We start from the raw sequence: 14,049 nt of genomic DNA, 5'->3' as shown, positions 1-14,049 counted from the left end.
TGCGGCAACGGGGAACGGCGACGTCATCGAAGTGCGGAGGCGGAGAGCGGCAGCGGCTTAGGAACGATCGCCTCGGCTTGCGGTTGCGGCATCGAAGCCAATCAAACGGAGGACAGCAAAATGGCGAACGCAGCGCGCGACACATTCGTGGCCGGACTACGGAATGCACACGCGATGGAAGTGCAGGCGAGGGAGTTGATGGAGCGCCAGTCGGAGCGGCTGGACGAGTATCCGGAGGTCAAGGCGAAGATCGCCGCTCACCTTCAGGAGACCAACGAGCAGCTGAAGCGCCTCGAGCGGTGTCTGGAAGCCTGCGGTGAGAGCACGTCCAGTCTCAAGGACACCGCTCAGTCCGTGATGGCCAACATGCAGGCGATGGCGCACTCGGCGGCCAATGACGAGATCCTGAAGAACACCTTCGCGAACAACGCGTTCGAGAATTTCGAGATCGCCGCTTACAAGTCGCTTCTTGCTCTCTGCGGCCCCGCTGGGGTTGCGGCGGCCAAGGAGCCGCTCGAGGCATCGTTGAAGGAAGAGCAACGCATGGCCGAGTGGATCGATTCCAATGTCGCGAAGGTCACGATGGAGTTTCTGGCGCATCAGCGTCAGGCTGCATAGCGGCCATCATGACGCTGGCGGTGAGATCGCCGGTTCATCTTGCACGGATCGGCGATCCCGTCGCTCACGGCGGCGGACTTCGACCACGTCTCTGGAGTGGCTTGGTGACACACATCATCTTCAGCGACTACCGTAATCCGGCTGCCGAGCAGGCTTACGAAATCGCTTGGGACTTTCTGGCGCGCACCGGTATGATCCAGGATGAGTTCGAGGCCTGTGTGTTCCTTGCGCAGCGAATCGCCGTGATGGTCGACCAGGGCCACACCAGCCGCATCCGCATGGCCAACCGAGCGATCACCGAATATCAGCACCACATCGATGAGTGCGACGACCGCGTTCGCTGCGGCGGCATGAGGTGAACTTCGGGCGGGCGCCCGTATCCGGGCAGCGAACATTGCGGTTTAATGCGATCGGCTGGCGGTTCTTGCGTCGGCGCGATGCCGCCAGCCGAACGTGTTGCGTGCGGCCTATTCCGTCTGCTCGACGGCCGCCGGCATCTTCGCGACCGACATCAGCGATCGAGCCACCTGGTTCAACAGCTGGTCGGCGTTCTCCTCTTCGGCAAGCGACTTCGACAGCAGGCCGACGATTGCGCCATGGCGCAGTTGCTGAGCCAGATTGCGCGCAGTGGTGTAACCGGCGATCTCGTAGTGCTCGACCCGCTGCGCCGCCCCGATCAATGCGAGGTCCGCAGCAGCATCTTCCTTCTTCTCGCCCTCATGCATGATTTCCTGACCTTCCTCGACCAGACCCATCATGCCCTTGCAAGGCTTGGCGCGCGCAGACTTTCCGAGCATCTCGAAACATTGGTTGATCCGCTCGACCTGGGCCTCGGTCTCGGCGAGATGTTGCTCGAACAACTCTCGCAGCTGATCGAAGCGCGCGGCTTGCGCCATCTTTGGCAGCGCTTTCGTCAGTTGCTTTTCTGCGTGAAGAATGTCGCGGAGCTCATCGATCAGGAGTTCGCCAAGACCGGCTTCGTCGACCGGCGGGGAGCTCTCGGTGACGATCCCGTTTGCCGGGCCGGGGTCACCGGCCTGAATGGCAGGAGAGGCGGTGTAGACCCATTCGCCACCTTCATTCCATGGCCCGCGCGTATCGATCTCGCCGTGATCGCCGGTTCCCGTCGAGTCATTGAAGAACTGATCGACGAGGCCGGGTGTCGGCGCGATCCGGCCGATGCTGAATGCCGGCTTTGCCATGCTTTCCAGCGCCAGCGAGAAGGCCTTCATGTGCGTAATCTCGCGGGTCATGAGGAACTGAAGCGCATCCTTGGTGCCGGCGTCATCGGTGAAGTTGATCAGCCGTTCGTAAACGATCTTGGCTCTCGCCTCCGCGGCAATGTTGCTCCGAAGATCGACATCCAGCTCGCCCGTGATCTTGAGATAATCGGCAGTCCAGGCATTGCCCTGCGAGTTGAACAGGTTCACGCCGCCGCCCCCGGCGATCGCGATGAGCGGATCGGCCTCGGCAGCCTGGCGATCGAATTTCGCGGGCTTGAGATGCATGCGAGCGAGCGTGCCGACGACTTCGAGATGGCTCAATTCCTCGGTGCCGATGTCCATCAGGAGATCCTTGCGATCCGGGTCCTCGCAATTGAGCCCCTGTATGGAATACTGCATCGCGGCGGCGAGCTCGCCGTTGGCGCCGCCGAACTGCTCGAGCAGCATATTGCCGAAACGGGGATCCGGTTCGTCGACACGGACGGTGAACATCAGTTTCTTGACGTGATGGTACATGGAGTTTCCTTAGGTTGCGAGGAATGTCCGTTCTCGAACCGGCATGCATTGGCGTTGTTCCTATGTAGCTGCTGCGCGGTGGCGTCTGTCCGGCATGACCGGAGATGAGCGCCTATCGATTGATCGCCGACCGCTGCCTGCACAAGTCTATCGATGATGAAAACGGAGACCGCGGACGAACGCGCCGAGCGCCTCATTCAGGCCGAGCCGCGTGCGGGCTCGTGTAGGAACGCGGAGGATGATCTCCGCATTATTCGGTCATACAGATCGAGGAGAACAGGAATGCGAAAACTTGCTCTTGCAGCGCTGGCGGTCGGCGCAATTTCGGCCGCGACGGTTGCCCCTGCCGAGGCCCACTGGCGGGGCGGCGGCTGGCACGGTGGTTGGGGCGGACCTGGACTCGGTTTCGGACTTGCCGCCGGTGCGCTGGCGTTCGGAGCCGCCGCCGCCGCGGCTTCGCCCTACTATTATGGCCCGGGCTACTATCCGGGACCGTATGGTTATTACGGCCCGGGCCCATACGCGTATTACGGTCCCCGGTATTATGGGCCGCGATACCATCGCGCCTATTACCGCCCATATGGATATTGGTGACGACGAAGGCCCGGCGATGAACCGGGCCTTTTCCCTTGTCATGGCTTTGGATCAATTGACATTGTCACCCAGCATGTTCCGGGTTGCAGTCACGACAGCGGCAAGGCCGCTCTCGCCGTGCATCAACGCGATCTCGCCCTGCTGCTCATGACGAATGGCATGGGCCATGACCCGCAGGCGCGGATCGCCGCGGCTATGCCACATCTGGTCGGCCATTTTGACCGCCCCCTTGTGATGCCGGGTCATCATCTCGACGAAGACCGCGTCGAATTGGTCGGGCGGCGCAAGGTTGACCAGTCTCATTTCGGCCGGTGTGAGGAAGCCCGGCATGGCAGCACGCTCGTCGAATCCGCAATCGGGCATCGCGGTATCGAACCAACTCAGCCAGAAATTTTCAAGGAGCCTGTTCTCGCCGGTCTGGCTTGCCACCATGAGCAGCGCGAGTTTTTGCAGATGTGGATTTTGCGCACGCCGGGCGCCAATGCGCGCCAGCTCGATACCCTGAGCGTGATGGGTCGTCATATGGCGCATATAGGTCTGGTCTGCATCCTTGTCGCGTCCGATCCACGGCGGTTCATGGCCATGGCTACCGAACGCGGCGACAGTTCCGAGCGCTATCACTAGGACCAGTGCACCCGCGAGCCACGCTTGCGTAAACCGCAGGTGTCGCCCGGTTGCCGCGCCGCGTTCCCACCGCAGCCGGGCGAACAAGGGATACATCAGGGCTGATGAAGCATGGACCAGAAGCCCGATCCAGTATGGCTGCTGCAGCGTGAACAGCGGTTGCCAGAACGGCAAGAGCGGTACCAGCACAAACCATTCCATGCCCGACGAGAAGATCGCCCAAGGCAGCGCCAGAAGCAGGATCGCCGCAGGCCGCAGATCGGCGGTCCAGCGTCCGAGGACACCAAAGAAGACCACCGCCCAGGAAAAGTCCGCCCATTGGTGGAAGGCAATGCCGATCAGGATAGTGCTCCACGATGGCTCCGAGCCGAGCGCCCAGTCGCGAACCGGAATGGTCGCGACCGTCATCCAGTCCACAGCCGCATCGCGCCCCAGCCGCGCTGCGAACAACTGGCTGACGATGGTGGAGAAAGTGCTGCTGATCAGCCCAAGCTCGACGGCCGCAATCCAGCGCGAGCGTCGCCGTCGCTCTTTTGCAATCCCGGCCCGGTCAGGAGGTGACACCGGCCGTCGCGTGCTGGATCATCTCCTTTGCTCGATCTTTCGCGGCCTGGAGTCCTTTGGGGAAACCGCTGCGGTTGGGATACAGCTTGCGTCGCGCATTCGGCCCCGGCCGCTGCGGCTTGGTATCCTGAGCGGCCCGGTAGTCGAGCACGGCAATGCCGCCAACCATGAGGAGCGCCAGCGCGATGTTACCCTTCTTTGGATTATCGGGAGTGAGGCCCGAAAGAAGGGCAGCCGCATCCAGACCATCCCCACCGACGCGGGCCCACAGCCCCGCGTTCTTATCGACCGAGAGCGACATGACGCCGGCGAGGATTTCCCGCACGCCGAAAGCACGGACCATCGTCTCGTGTCCCTCCATCCCGAGCGTTTCCGTGACGCGTCGAGGCGCGAAGAATTCCACGATGCCAAGACCGATGCTGAACCAGCCCAGCGCGCGTGCAAGCTGGTCCGACGGCTGCTTCAGGCTCGATCCACCTTCGACGATCTTGGGATCGCCCTTGGAGCGCGTGATATTTGAGAAATGAAACATGGTGGCTCCTTCAGGGCTTCAACACGACCTTGACACAGGAATCGCGCTTATCGCGGAACACCTGGTACATTTCGGGTCCTTGCTCGAGCGGCACGGTATGGGTGATGACGAATGACGGATCGATTTCGCCTTGCTCGATGCGGCGAAGCAGATCGTCGGTCCAGCGGTTGACGTGGGTCTGCCCGGTGCGCATCGTCAGACCCTTGTTCATGAACGCGCCCATCGGAAGCTTGTCGGAGAAGCCGCTGTAAACGCCGGGAACCGAGATGATGCCGCCGGGCCGGCAGACATAGATCATCTCCCGCAGCACGTGGGGCCGGTCGCTCTCCAGCATCACCATCTGCTTGGCGCGGTCGAGCAGGGTATCGGGCAACGACGCCATCACATGCGATTCCATCCCGACGCAATCAATGCATTTTTCCGGACCTTTGCCGTCGGTCAGTTCCTTGAGGCGCTCCAGAACGCTCTCGTTCTCGAAATTGATCGTGGTCGCGCCAGCGGCTTCCGCCATGCTGAGCCGCTCGGGCAGGCAATCGATCGCGATCACTTGATTGGCGCCGAGCAGGATGGCGCTCCGGATCGCCATTTGTCCGACCGGACCACAGCCCCAGATCGCGACCGTATCGGTCGGTACGATGTCGCACTGTACGGCGGCCTGCCAGCCGGTCGGAAAGATGTCGCTGAGAAACAGCAGCTGTTCGTCTGGGATGCCCGCGGGAACCTTGATATGCGTGGCATCGGCGAACGGCACGCGCAGATATTCCGCCTGTCCGCCGGGATAGCCACCGGTCAAATGAGTGTAGCCGAACAGACCTGCGGTCGAATGTCCGAATACCTTATCGGCCAAGTACTTCTTGCGGTTGGTGGTCTCGCACACGGAGAAATTGCCGCGTTTGCATTGATCGCATTCGCCGCAAATGATCGTGAAGGGAACGACGATGCGATCGCCCTTCTTCAATTTGCCGTCCACGCCGGAGCCGACTTCGACCACTTCGCCCATGGTCTCGTGACCCATGATGTCGCCGGGCATCATGCCCGGGATGAAATTGTGGAAGAGATGCAGGTCGGAGCCGCAGATGGCGCAGCTCGTGACCTTGATGATGGCATCGCGCGGGTCCTGGATCTCCGGATCGGAGACGGTGTCGCAGCGGATGTCCTCCTTGCCGTGCCAAACCAGCGCCTTCATTTTCGTTCTCCACTTGGATTACGAGGCACTCAAGTCCAGAATGGAACGATGGTTGCTATTGCTGCCGCAAATCTTCGCGCCTGATTACAGACGTTTGGATAGGAACGAGCTGGACACGCGGAGCGATTGGCCGTCATCAAGGTCAGCCGCGAGATAGGCCCATGTCCGCCAATCGATCGCCCGCCAGCAAATTTGCCGTCGTAACCGGAGTCTCCACCGAAAACGGTCTGGAACTCGCAAGGTGGCGCGTCGGCCTCGGCAATGCTCTTCTCGATCAGCATTTCGGCCGGATCAGGCGCGCGTCGACACCAACATTACCGGAACTCTCCATTTGGTCTATCGCATCGGCAATGAGATGCCGCGACGCGGTTCAGAGCGCATTCTGATTATCGGCTCAGTACTTGTCGTCCATCATGTCTTCGGTCACGACGGAACGTTTCGGACATCCGAGACACTCCTGCATTTGCCCGCCGGACAACACTCCTCGCTTCCGTTGGATCCTAACTCGTCAGGGCGAGGGGAACGAAGTCCGAGGCGGTCGATTGTTGGACGACACCCACACGAAGGAGCGGATTGATGGATCTGACTGGAAAAAAGGTCGCCATTCTCGCCACGAACGGCTTCGAACAGGCCGAGCTTGAGGTGCCGCAGGAGCGGCTGAAGAAGGCCGGTGCGACGGTCCACGTCGTTTCGATCGTTGCTGGCGAGATCAAGGGCTGGGACAAGAAGGATTGGGGCCAGCCGATCAAGGTCGACAAGACGCTCGACGAGGCATCGGCCAACGACTACGACGCGATCGTCCTGCCTGGCGGTCAGATCAATCCGGATCTTCTGCGGGTCGAGCCGAAGGCGCTGAAGTTCATCAAGGATATCTTTGATGCCAAGAAGGTCGTGGCGGCCGTCTGCCATGCCCCTTGGCTTCTGATCGAGACGGGCATCGCGAAGGGCCGCAAGATGACCTCGTTCAAATCGATCAAGACCGACGTCGAAAATGCCGGTGCGAAGTGGGAGGACGCCGAGGTCGTTGTCGATCAAGGGGTCATCACTTCCCGCAATCCCGGTGATCTCGAGGCTTTTTGCGCCAAGATCGTCGAGGAGGTCAAGGAAGGCCGCCATACGCAGCGCAGCGCGGCTTGATGGCGATGAAGACCGCAAAGATAGCGGCCCATGGCAGTCCCGAGACCCGCGTCGTCATTCTCGAGTCCGGAGAGGAAGCGTTCGCAACGCTCGCCAGGTTCTCGTTCACGTCGTTCTGCTGCGAAGTTCTTTGCTCCTGATTCCCGGCCGAGCCGTATGGAAGCGGTGCAAGGCGTCCATGGTCGCCATCCTGATCGATGGCTCCGAACGATGGTTTGCCGATCGCGCTCGGTCCTTTTCTCGGGGCGTTGTTGGAGTTAAAGCCCACACCCCAGATCAGCATCCTGATTTGGGACTTTGCGGCGCTGTACGCCGCAGAGCGCGAACGCTGGACTGCGAAGCTATGCGACAAGTCCCTATAAATAAAAGGTACTCTTCGACCTCATCGTAGTGTGGCGCAGATTTAGAAATCGCAGAGAGGCGCCGGTCTTGAACTCTTAGTCAGCGGGTCCCAGGTTCGAGCCCTGGTGCGCCCACCAAATATTCCAGACACTTAGACGATGGCTGCTTGCGGCGCTCCGCGGAGGCGGCGAGCTGCGGCGTTTCGGGGATGGCGACGATCGCGTCCGTTTTGCTTTGGCGGAATTTGCGGCGGCCCTTGTCGTCGCGGCGGGCGGCGATGCGGCGACATCAGCATCGAAGCGCTCCATTGACCGTGACGGTTCCGGGGAAGCTCGTGCTGCACCCGCCTGATCACTGGGAGGCAGGCAGCGGCGAGATGATGCGTTCGAGGCGCAGGATCGGGCGATCGAGCTGCGGCTCGATCGCGGAATAGAGCGATACCGAGAATTGCCATTCGCCGCCTATTGCGGCTCGATTCCGGCCGCTTTGATAATCCGTCCCCACTTGCCAATCTCGGACTTCAAGAAAGCTTCGAGCGCCTCCGGCGTTGCGCGCTCGGATTCGACCGGCGCCATGCTGAGCTCGGCAAAACGGCTGATCAGAGCAGGGTCCTTGAGCGCCGTCTGGAGCGCGCCGACGAGCTGGTCGACCACCGGCTTCGGCGTGCCGCGCGGCGCGTAGAGGCCGTACCAAGTCGTGACGTTGAATTCGGGAACACCGGCCTCTGCCGAGGTCGGCACGTCCGGCAGCGTTGCGACACGCGTCTTGCTGGTGATCGCGTAGCCCTTGATCGTGTTCGACTGAATATAGGGCGTCGGTCCGGTCGCGGGATCGCAATAGACGTCGATGTGACCGGCGATGACGTCGTTCAGCGCCGGCCCGCCACCCTTGTAGTAGATCTGCGAGAGCTTCGTGTCGGTGGTGCTCATGAACATCAGGCCGCAGAGTTGCGAGGCCGAACCGAGACCGACATTGCCGAAGGTCATCTTGTCGCCCTCGCTGCGGATGCGCGCGATCATCTCGCCGAGATCCTTGGCCGGAAAATTCGGCCGGGCCACCAGGATCATCGGCACGTCAGTCACGAGCCCGATCATGGCGAAGTCGCCGACCGGGTCGAACGGTAGCTTTGCGTAGAGCGCGGGCGCGGTGGCCTGGCCGACATGCATCAGCAGCACGGTGTAGCCGTCGGGCGCGGCCTTGGCGACGCGATTGGTGCCCAGCGTGCCGCCGGCACCGACGACATTCTCGATGACCATGGATTGCTTCAGCGTCGCGCTCATGGCGTTGCCGAGGATGCGGGCGATGACGTCGCCGGGACCGCCGGCGGAGAAGGGCACGATCATCGTGACCGGGCGAGAGGGGTAGTCGTCCGCGATCGCGGTGCCGCAAGGGCAGAGCAGGACAAACAGGATCAGCGATCGTACAACAGACTTCATCGAACACTCCCTGGCGGCATTGTTTTTAGTCGTCGGAAGGCGCCGCCTCCTTGGCCGCCGACGATTTTTCAATCATGTCGAGCGCGGCCACTGCGGCCGCGTTGATGTGATCGACGCAGCAACGCTCGGCGAGATCAGCATCGCCGTTCTGGATCGCGCGCCAGATCGCGGTGACCTCGCGCAGGCTCTTGTTGATCCGCTTCGGTTGCGACATCGACGTGATCCGCAACAGCTGGATGCGGTCGTGCAGCGGCTTGAGCATGCGCTCGATGAAGGCATTGCGGCAGCCGCCGATCAGCGCGGCATAGAAATCGGTCTTGGCTACGAGGCTGCCGACGAGGTCCTGTTTGGCCGCGGCAGCCTTCAGCCGCGTCAGCGCGTCCCCGATCCGGCGGGCCACTTCCGGGTCGTGAAGCCGGGCGCATTCGCGACCGGCGTAACCTTCGAGCACCGCGCGTGCTGCGTAGAGCTGCCGGGCTTCCTCCAGGCTGATCGTAGAGACTACGGGACCGCGATGCGGGACGATGGTGACGAGGCCGTCGGCTTCGAGGGCACGCAGCGCCTCACGGATCGAGGGGCGGCTGACGCCCATCATTTCGCAGAGCTCGCGTTCGACCAGCCGCTGGCCCGGCTTGAGCGTTCCGGACATGATCGCCTCGCGCAGCTTTTGCGCGACCATCGCCCGGACGGTCGGGACGTCCTCGATGCGGAGTGTCGACTGCAATTCGCTACGTCTTTCCATGTCCGGGTCCTGTTCGGGAAAACTCAGTACCGGTTTACAGGCAGAATCATCATTTCGGCAATTTGAACGTGCGGGGGCTGGTCGAGGGCAAAGACGATGGACCGGGCGATATCGGCAGGCTCGAGCGCCAGCTTGAACTGGTCGAAATAGTCCTTTTCCTTCTGCTGATCGCCGCGATAGCGGGTCAGGATGATGTTGGTCCGGGTCAGGCCGGGCTGCAGCTCGGTGACCCGGATCGCGGTTTCCGCGAGCTCTCCGCGAAGGGTCTCGGTGAACATGTGCACGCCCGCCTTGCTGGTGCTGTAGGCGGCCATGTCAGGCACGATCCGGACCGCGTTGATCGAGCTGATGTTGACGACATGGCCGACATTGCGCCGGACCATGCCGGGAAGGATCGCGCGGGTGACGCGCATCAGGCCGATCAGGTTGGTCTGGATGATGTTGGACCAGTCGTCGGGGGAACCAACGTCGAAGCGGGTCCGTCCGCCGATGTCGTGGCCGGCATTGTTGATGAGAATTTCGACCGGCTTGAACTGCGCTGGAATGGCATCCGGCAGGCCATCCACAGCCTTTGCGTCGCTGATGTCGAGCTGAATCGGAAACACGGCGTTGCCCGCCGTGGCCGCGAGCTCTTGGAGCGCCTTGGCATCGCGATCGACCAGCACGACACGGCGGCCGCTCTCCAGCAGCGCCTTGGTGATGGCGCGTCCCATGCCGCCGGCGGCGCCCGTCAGCACGACGGTCTGGCCTGATTGTTCAGTCATCGCAACACTCCGTCTCCAATATTCTTGCCCATGTTCTCATGCGACCGACCAGCCGCCGTCGATCGGCAGGCTTGCGCCGGTGATGTCGTTTGCGGCCGGACCACAGAGAAAGACGACCATGGCGGCGACCGCATCCATTTCGACGAAGCGCTGCGTCGGCTGGCGCTCGCCGAGATATTCGCGGGTCACGTCCTCGATCGGATGGCCGGTATTGGCCGCTATGCCAGCGATCTTGTTGAGGATGGCGGGCGTCGGCAACGTGCCGGGGCAGAGCGTATTGCAGGTGATGCCGCTGCGCGCCGTCTCGATGGCGACGGCGCGTGTCATGCCCAGAATCGCCGTCTTGGTGGTGACGTAGTCGATGCGATCCTCCACCGCGCGGCTTGAATAGATCGAACCCATGTTGATGATCCGGCCCCAGCTGCGCTGCTTCATCGCCGGCAGCGCCAGGCGGATGAGATGAAACGGCGCCGACAGGTTGACGGCCAGCGCCTGTTCCCATCGATCGGGCGGGAACTGCTCGATCGCCGAGAAATGCCTGACCACGGCGTTGTTGACGAGGATGTCGATGGCGCCGCAGCGCTTGAGCAAATCAGCCATCATGGCCTCAATTGCCTCGCGCTGGGTAAGATCAACACCGGCCGCGATAACCTCCACGCCGAAGCGGGCGCGGAGGTCATCCACGACCTGCTTCGGTGCGACGAGATCGTGAAGGACGATGTTGGCGCCCGCGCCGGCAAGGCCTTCCGCCACGGCAAGGCCAAGGCCTGCCGTCGCGCCGGTCACGAGTGCCCATTTGCCCTTCATCGCAGCCGCGCCTCCTTATTATTTGTCGAGCTCGGCGAAGACTTCCTTCGCGTTCCGGAACGCATCCACGCCCGCCGGCACGCCGCAATAGATCGCAACTTGCATGAAGACCTCGCGGATCTCCTCGCGGGTCGCGCCGTTGGCGAGCGCGCCGCGAACATGCGTCTTCAACTCGTGCGGCCGATTCAGCGCGCAGAGCATCGCCAGATTGAGGAAGCTGCGGGTCTTCCGCGCCAGGCCTTCGCGGCCCCAGACGTAACCCCAGCAATATTCCGTAGTGAGGTCCTGCATCGGCCGGTTGAACTCGTCAGCGGATGCGATCGCCTTGTCGACGAACTCGTTGCCGAGCACGCTCTTGCGGATTTCGAGGCCGCGGTCGTAAGTCGCCTTGTCCATGTTGTTCTCCGTTGTTTTGAGGCGTTGTCAGCTTTTCGGCCAGAACGGCTTTGCCAGTGCAAGCTCCGGCGGGAACACCGTCACCGGCACACCGGCCTGCCACTGCACGATGGTCATGCCGGCGCCGACGCGGCGGCCTTTTTCGTCGAACTTGATCTCGCCCAGCGGGTAATATTTCGAAGGACCTGCATCCATGGTGCGCAGCGCCTCGCCGACGGCGACGCGGTCGGCCTTGCCGGCCTTCTCCAGCGCGTCCTTGATCACCCACATGTCGCCATAGGTGGAGATCGCGTTCTGCGTCATCCACGGTTCCTTGTAGCGGGTCTTCAATTCGGCGATCAGTGCCTCGTGGCCCTTGGCGCCCCAGCTCGCGACGCAGGTCAACACGCCCTGGAGCAGTTCGGGGCTCACGGTCTGCAGCATGTCCGGCTCGGCAATTGCGATACCGAACGAGATGGTCGGCACCTTGCCCTGGCCGAGGCCGAACTCGTTCATCTTCTCGAGCAGCAGCTTTGCGTCCGAGATCACCGTCGGCAGGAAGAACAGCAGATCGGGCTTCGCCGAGCGGATCCTCTGTACGAGCGAGGTCGCGTCGGCCAGCGGCGGCGTGAACGTCTCGTCGACGATCAACTGCAACTGGTTCTCCGCCAGCAGGCCTTCGCGCATCGCCTTTGCGGAGGCGATCGAGGCTCCCGTGTTGTCGGTCAGGATCGCGACCGTCTTCGGCCGCTTGCCGGAGGCCGTCTCTGCCAGCTTGATGAGCTGAGGCAACGCTTGGCGCGCCTGCGAGCCCGCGGTGGCCGCGGTCTGGAACACGTATTTGAAGCCGCGGTCCGTGATCAGGTCGGAATAGGAGAGGGTGAGAACGGGCAGGCTGGCTCGCTCGGTCACTTCCGTCACCGCGAGCGTGAACGAGGACAGGTAAGCGCCGCTGGCCGCGACCAGATCGGTCTCCTGCGCGACCATGCGCTGGGCCGCGTTCTTGGCCTTCTCCGTGGTGTCGCCGGAATCCAGCACCACCAGTTTCATCTTGGCGCCGCCGAGCGCCTTGATGCCGCCTTGTGCGTTGATGTGGTCGATCGCCATCTCGGCGCCTTCGCGCATCACCGTTCCGGGGCGGGCATAGAGCCCGGAGATCGGCACCAACAGGCCGACCTTCACTTCAGAAGGCTGCTGCGCCCAGGCGCGGGATGCGATCAGCGTGCCGGACGCGCCGGCCAGCAGCGTTCGCCTTGAGATCGTGGTCTTGCTCTTTGCAGTCATGACAATTCTCCTCCCTGAAAAATCTCGCGGCGCTTATGATTTCTTCGGCCAGAACGGCTGCGCCTGCGCGAGCTCGGGCGGATAGACGGTGACAGGCACGCCCGATTGCCACTGCACGATGACGACGCCGGCGCCGACGCGGCGGCCCTTCTCGTCGAATTTGAGCTGGCCGCCCGGATAATATTTCGAATCTCCGGCATCCAGCGTTCGCAAGGCCTGCGCGACTGCATTGCGGTCGGCCTTGCCGGCCTTCTCCAGCGCTTCCTTCATCACCCACATGTCGCCATAGGTGGAGATGACGTTCTGCGTCGCCCAGGGCTCCTTGTACTTGGCCTTGAGCTCGGCGATGAGGGCTTCGTGCCCCTTCGCACCCCAACTGGCGACGATGGTCATGATGCCCTGCACGATGTCGGGGCTCACGCTCTGGAGCATGTCGGGTTCGGCGATGGTGATGCTGAAGGACACGGTCGGGATCTTGCCCTGGCCGAGGCCGAACTCGCTGATCTTCTCCAGCCCGAGCTTGGCGTCCGACACCGCATTCGGCATGAACAGCAGCAGGTCTGGCTTTGCCGAGCGCACCTTCTGGATCAGCGGCGTTGCGTCCGACAGCGGGGGAGTCCAGACTTCTTCGACGACGAGTTGGAGACCTTCCTGCGCAAACAGCCTTTCCTTGAGCGCCTTGGCGGTGGCGACCGAGGTGGCGGTGTTGTCCATCAGCATCGCCACGGTCTTCGGCCTTTTGCCTGATGCATTCTCGGCAAGCTTCATCAACGTCGGCAAGCCGAGTTCGGACTGACGGCTTGCGGTCGCGGCGGTCTGGAAGATGTATTTGAAGCCGCGGTCGGTCAGCAAATCCGAATAGGATAGCGTCAGCACCGGCAGCTCAGCGCGTTCGGTGACTTCGGTGACCGCGAGCGTGAAGGAGGAGAGATAGGAGCCGGTGGCGGCGACGAGGTCCGGTTCCTGCGCCACCATGCGCTGTGCCGCGTTCTTCGCCTTCTCGGTGGTGTCGCCGCAGTCGATCACGACCAGCTTCATCTTGGCGCCGCCGAGCGCCTTGATGCCGCCTTGCGCGTTGATGTGCTCGATGCCCATCTCGGCGCCCATCTTCATGACCTGGCCGGGGCGGGTGTAGATGCCCGACAATGGGACGATCAGTCCGACCTTGACTTCGGCCGGGGCTTGCGCGCGTGCCACGCCGGCGAGGCCGACGGCGGCGGCGCCGGACAGCACAGTCCGGCGCGTCAGTCCTGTTCTTGTCTTGCCTTTCGACGTCTTGTTCATTTTGTTTGCTCCCTGGTCTTT

Annotated in this window: 15 protein-coding genes; 4 read left to right on the top strand and 11 right to left on the bottom strand. The window is 62.4% G+C overall.

Features of this window, described 5'->3' with window-relative positions; genetic code table 11:
- Nucleotides 1-120 precede the first annotated feature (120 nt).
- Together IVB29_RS17435 and IVB29_RS17430 are read left to right on the top strand one after the other, a co-directional pair.
- On the top strand, nucleotides 121-618 hold the full coding sequence (locus tag IVB29_RS17435) for a ferritin-like domain-containing protein (RefSeq protein WP_247504607.1): 498 nt from the start codon (nucleotides 121-123) through the stop codon (nucleotides 616-618).
- Between the two features lie 104 nt (nucleotides 619-722).
- Complete coding sequence (locus IVB29_RS17430; RefSeq protein ID WP_247504606.1) at nucleotides 723-977, top strand: hypothetical protein; 255 nt, start codon at nucleotides 723-725, stop codon at nucleotides 975-977.
- Nucleotides 978-1,085: 108 nt separating this feature from the next.
- On the opposite strand, the gene IVB29_RS17425 is transcribed toward IVB29_RS17430, so the two are convergent.
- A complete protein-coding gene (locus IVB29_RS17425; protein WP_247504605.1) occupies nucleotides 1,086-2,357 on the bottom strand; it encodes a DUF892 family protein in 1,272 nt (423 codons plus the stop codon).
- 282 nt (nucleotides 2,358-2,639) lie between these two features.
- On the opposite strand from IVB29_RS17425, the gene IVB29_RS17420 reads away from it, so the two are divergent.
- Complete coding sequence (locus tag IVB29_RS17420; RefSeq protein WP_247504604.1) at nucleotides 2,640-2,951, top strand: hypothetical protein; 312 nt, start codon at nucleotides 2,640-2,642, stop codon at nucleotides 2,949-2,951.
- Nucleotides 2,952-3,002: 51 nt separating this feature from the next.
- Here the strand turns inward: IVB29_RS17420 and IVB29_RS17415 are convergent, their stop codons facing one another.
- The 3 genes from IVB29_RS17415 to IVB29_RS17405 are packed head-to-tail and all read right to left on the bottom strand — an operon-like array spanning nucleotide 3,003 to nucleotide 5,857.
- Complete coding sequence (locus IVB29_RS17415; RefSeq protein WP_247504603.1) at nucleotides 3,003-4,139, bottom strand: DUF305 domain-containing protein; 1,137 nt, start codon at nucleotides 4,137-4,139, stop codon at nucleotides 3,003-3,005.
- Nucleotides 4,126-4,671, bottom strand: a complete 546-nt coding sequence (locus IVB29_RS17410) for a hypothetical protein (RefSeq protein ID WP_247504602.1) — start codon at nucleotides 4,669-4,671, stop codon at nucleotides 4,126-4,128. The genes IVB29_RS17415 and IVB29_RS17410 overlap by 14 nt, the downstream gene beginning before the upstream one ends.
- Before the next feature lie 10 nt (nucleotides 4,672-4,681).
- Nucleotides 4,682-5,857: a zinc-dependent alcohol dehydrogenase gene (locus IVB29_RS17405; protein ID WP_247504601.1), complete on the bottom strand. Its 1,176-nt coding sequence runs from the start codon at nucleotides 5,855-5,857 to the stop codon at nucleotides 4,682-4,684.
- Nucleotides 5,858-6,433: 576 nt separating this feature from the next.
- On the opposite strand from IVB29_RS17405, the gene IVB29_RS17400 reads away from it, so the two are divergent.
- Nucleotides 6,434-6,994, top strand: coding sequence for a type 1 glutamine amidotransferase domain-containing protein (locus IVB29_RS17400; protein ID WP_247504600.1), 561 nt, complete (start codon nucleotides 6,434-6,436; stop codon nucleotides 6,992-6,994).
- 803 nt (nucleotides 6,995-7,797) lie between these two features.
- On the opposite strand, the gene IVB29_RS17395 is transcribed toward IVB29_RS17400, so the two are convergent.
- From IVB29_RS17395 to IVB29_RS17365, 7 genes are read right to left on the bottom strand one after another with little or no spacing between them, the layout of a single operon-like run.
- A complete protein-coding gene (locus IVB29_RS17395) occupies nucleotides 7,798-8,772 on the bottom strand; it encodes a tripartite tricarboxylate transporter substrate-binding protein (RefSeq protein ID WP_247504599.1) in 975 nt (324 codons plus the stop codon).
- Between the two features lie 25 nt (nucleotides 8,773-8,797).
- Nucleotides 8,798-9,514: a GntR family transcriptional regulator gene (locus IVB29_RS17390; RefSeq protein ID WP_247504598.1), complete on the bottom strand. Its 717-nt coding sequence runs from the start codon at nucleotides 9,512-9,514 to the stop codon at nucleotides 8,798-8,800.
- 23 nt (nucleotides 9,515-9,537) lie between these two features.
- A complete protein-coding gene (locus IVB29_RS17385) occupies nucleotides 9,538-10,278 on the bottom strand; it encodes an SDR family oxidoreductase (RefSeq protein WP_247504597.1) in 741 nt (246 codons plus the stop codon).
- A gap of 36 nt (nucleotides 10,279-10,314) precedes the next feature.
- Nucleotides 10,315-11,085, bottom strand: coding sequence for an SDR family oxidoreductase (locus IVB29_RS17380; protein WP_247504596.1), 771 nt, complete (start codon nucleotides 11,083-11,085; stop codon nucleotides 10,315-10,317).
- An 18-nt stretch (nucleotides 11,086-11,103) separates the two neighbouring features.
- Nucleotides 11,104-11,481 carry a carboxymuconolactone decarboxylase family protein gene (locus IVB29_RS17375; RefSeq protein WP_247504595.1) on the bottom strand — a complete coding sequence of 126 codons (378 nt, stop codon included), beginning with the start codon at nucleotides 11,479-11,481 and terminating at the stop codon, nucleotides 11,104-11,106.
- Between the two features lie 27 nt (nucleotides 11,482-11,508).
- Entirely contained in the window at nucleotides 11,509-12,744 is a 1,236-nt protein-coding gene (locus IVB29_RS17370; protein WP_247504594.1) for an ABC transporter substrate-binding protein, read from the bottom strand.
- Between the two features lie 33 nt (nucleotides 12,745-12,777).
- A complete protein-coding gene (locus IVB29_RS17365; protein WP_247504593.1) occupies nucleotides 12,778-14,028 on the bottom strand; it encodes an ABC transporter substrate-binding protein in 1,251 nt (416 codons plus the stop codon).
- Nucleotides 14,029-14,049: the final 21 nt, after the last annotated feature.

The sequence above is a fragment of the Bradyrhizobium sp. 1 genome (assembly GCF_023073315.1).
Classification (GTDB): domain Bacteria; phylum Pseudomonadota; class Alphaproteobacteria; order Rhizobiales; family Xanthobacteraceae; genus Bradyrhizobium.
This window is presented reverse-complemented; position numbering and strand designations above follow the sequence as displayed.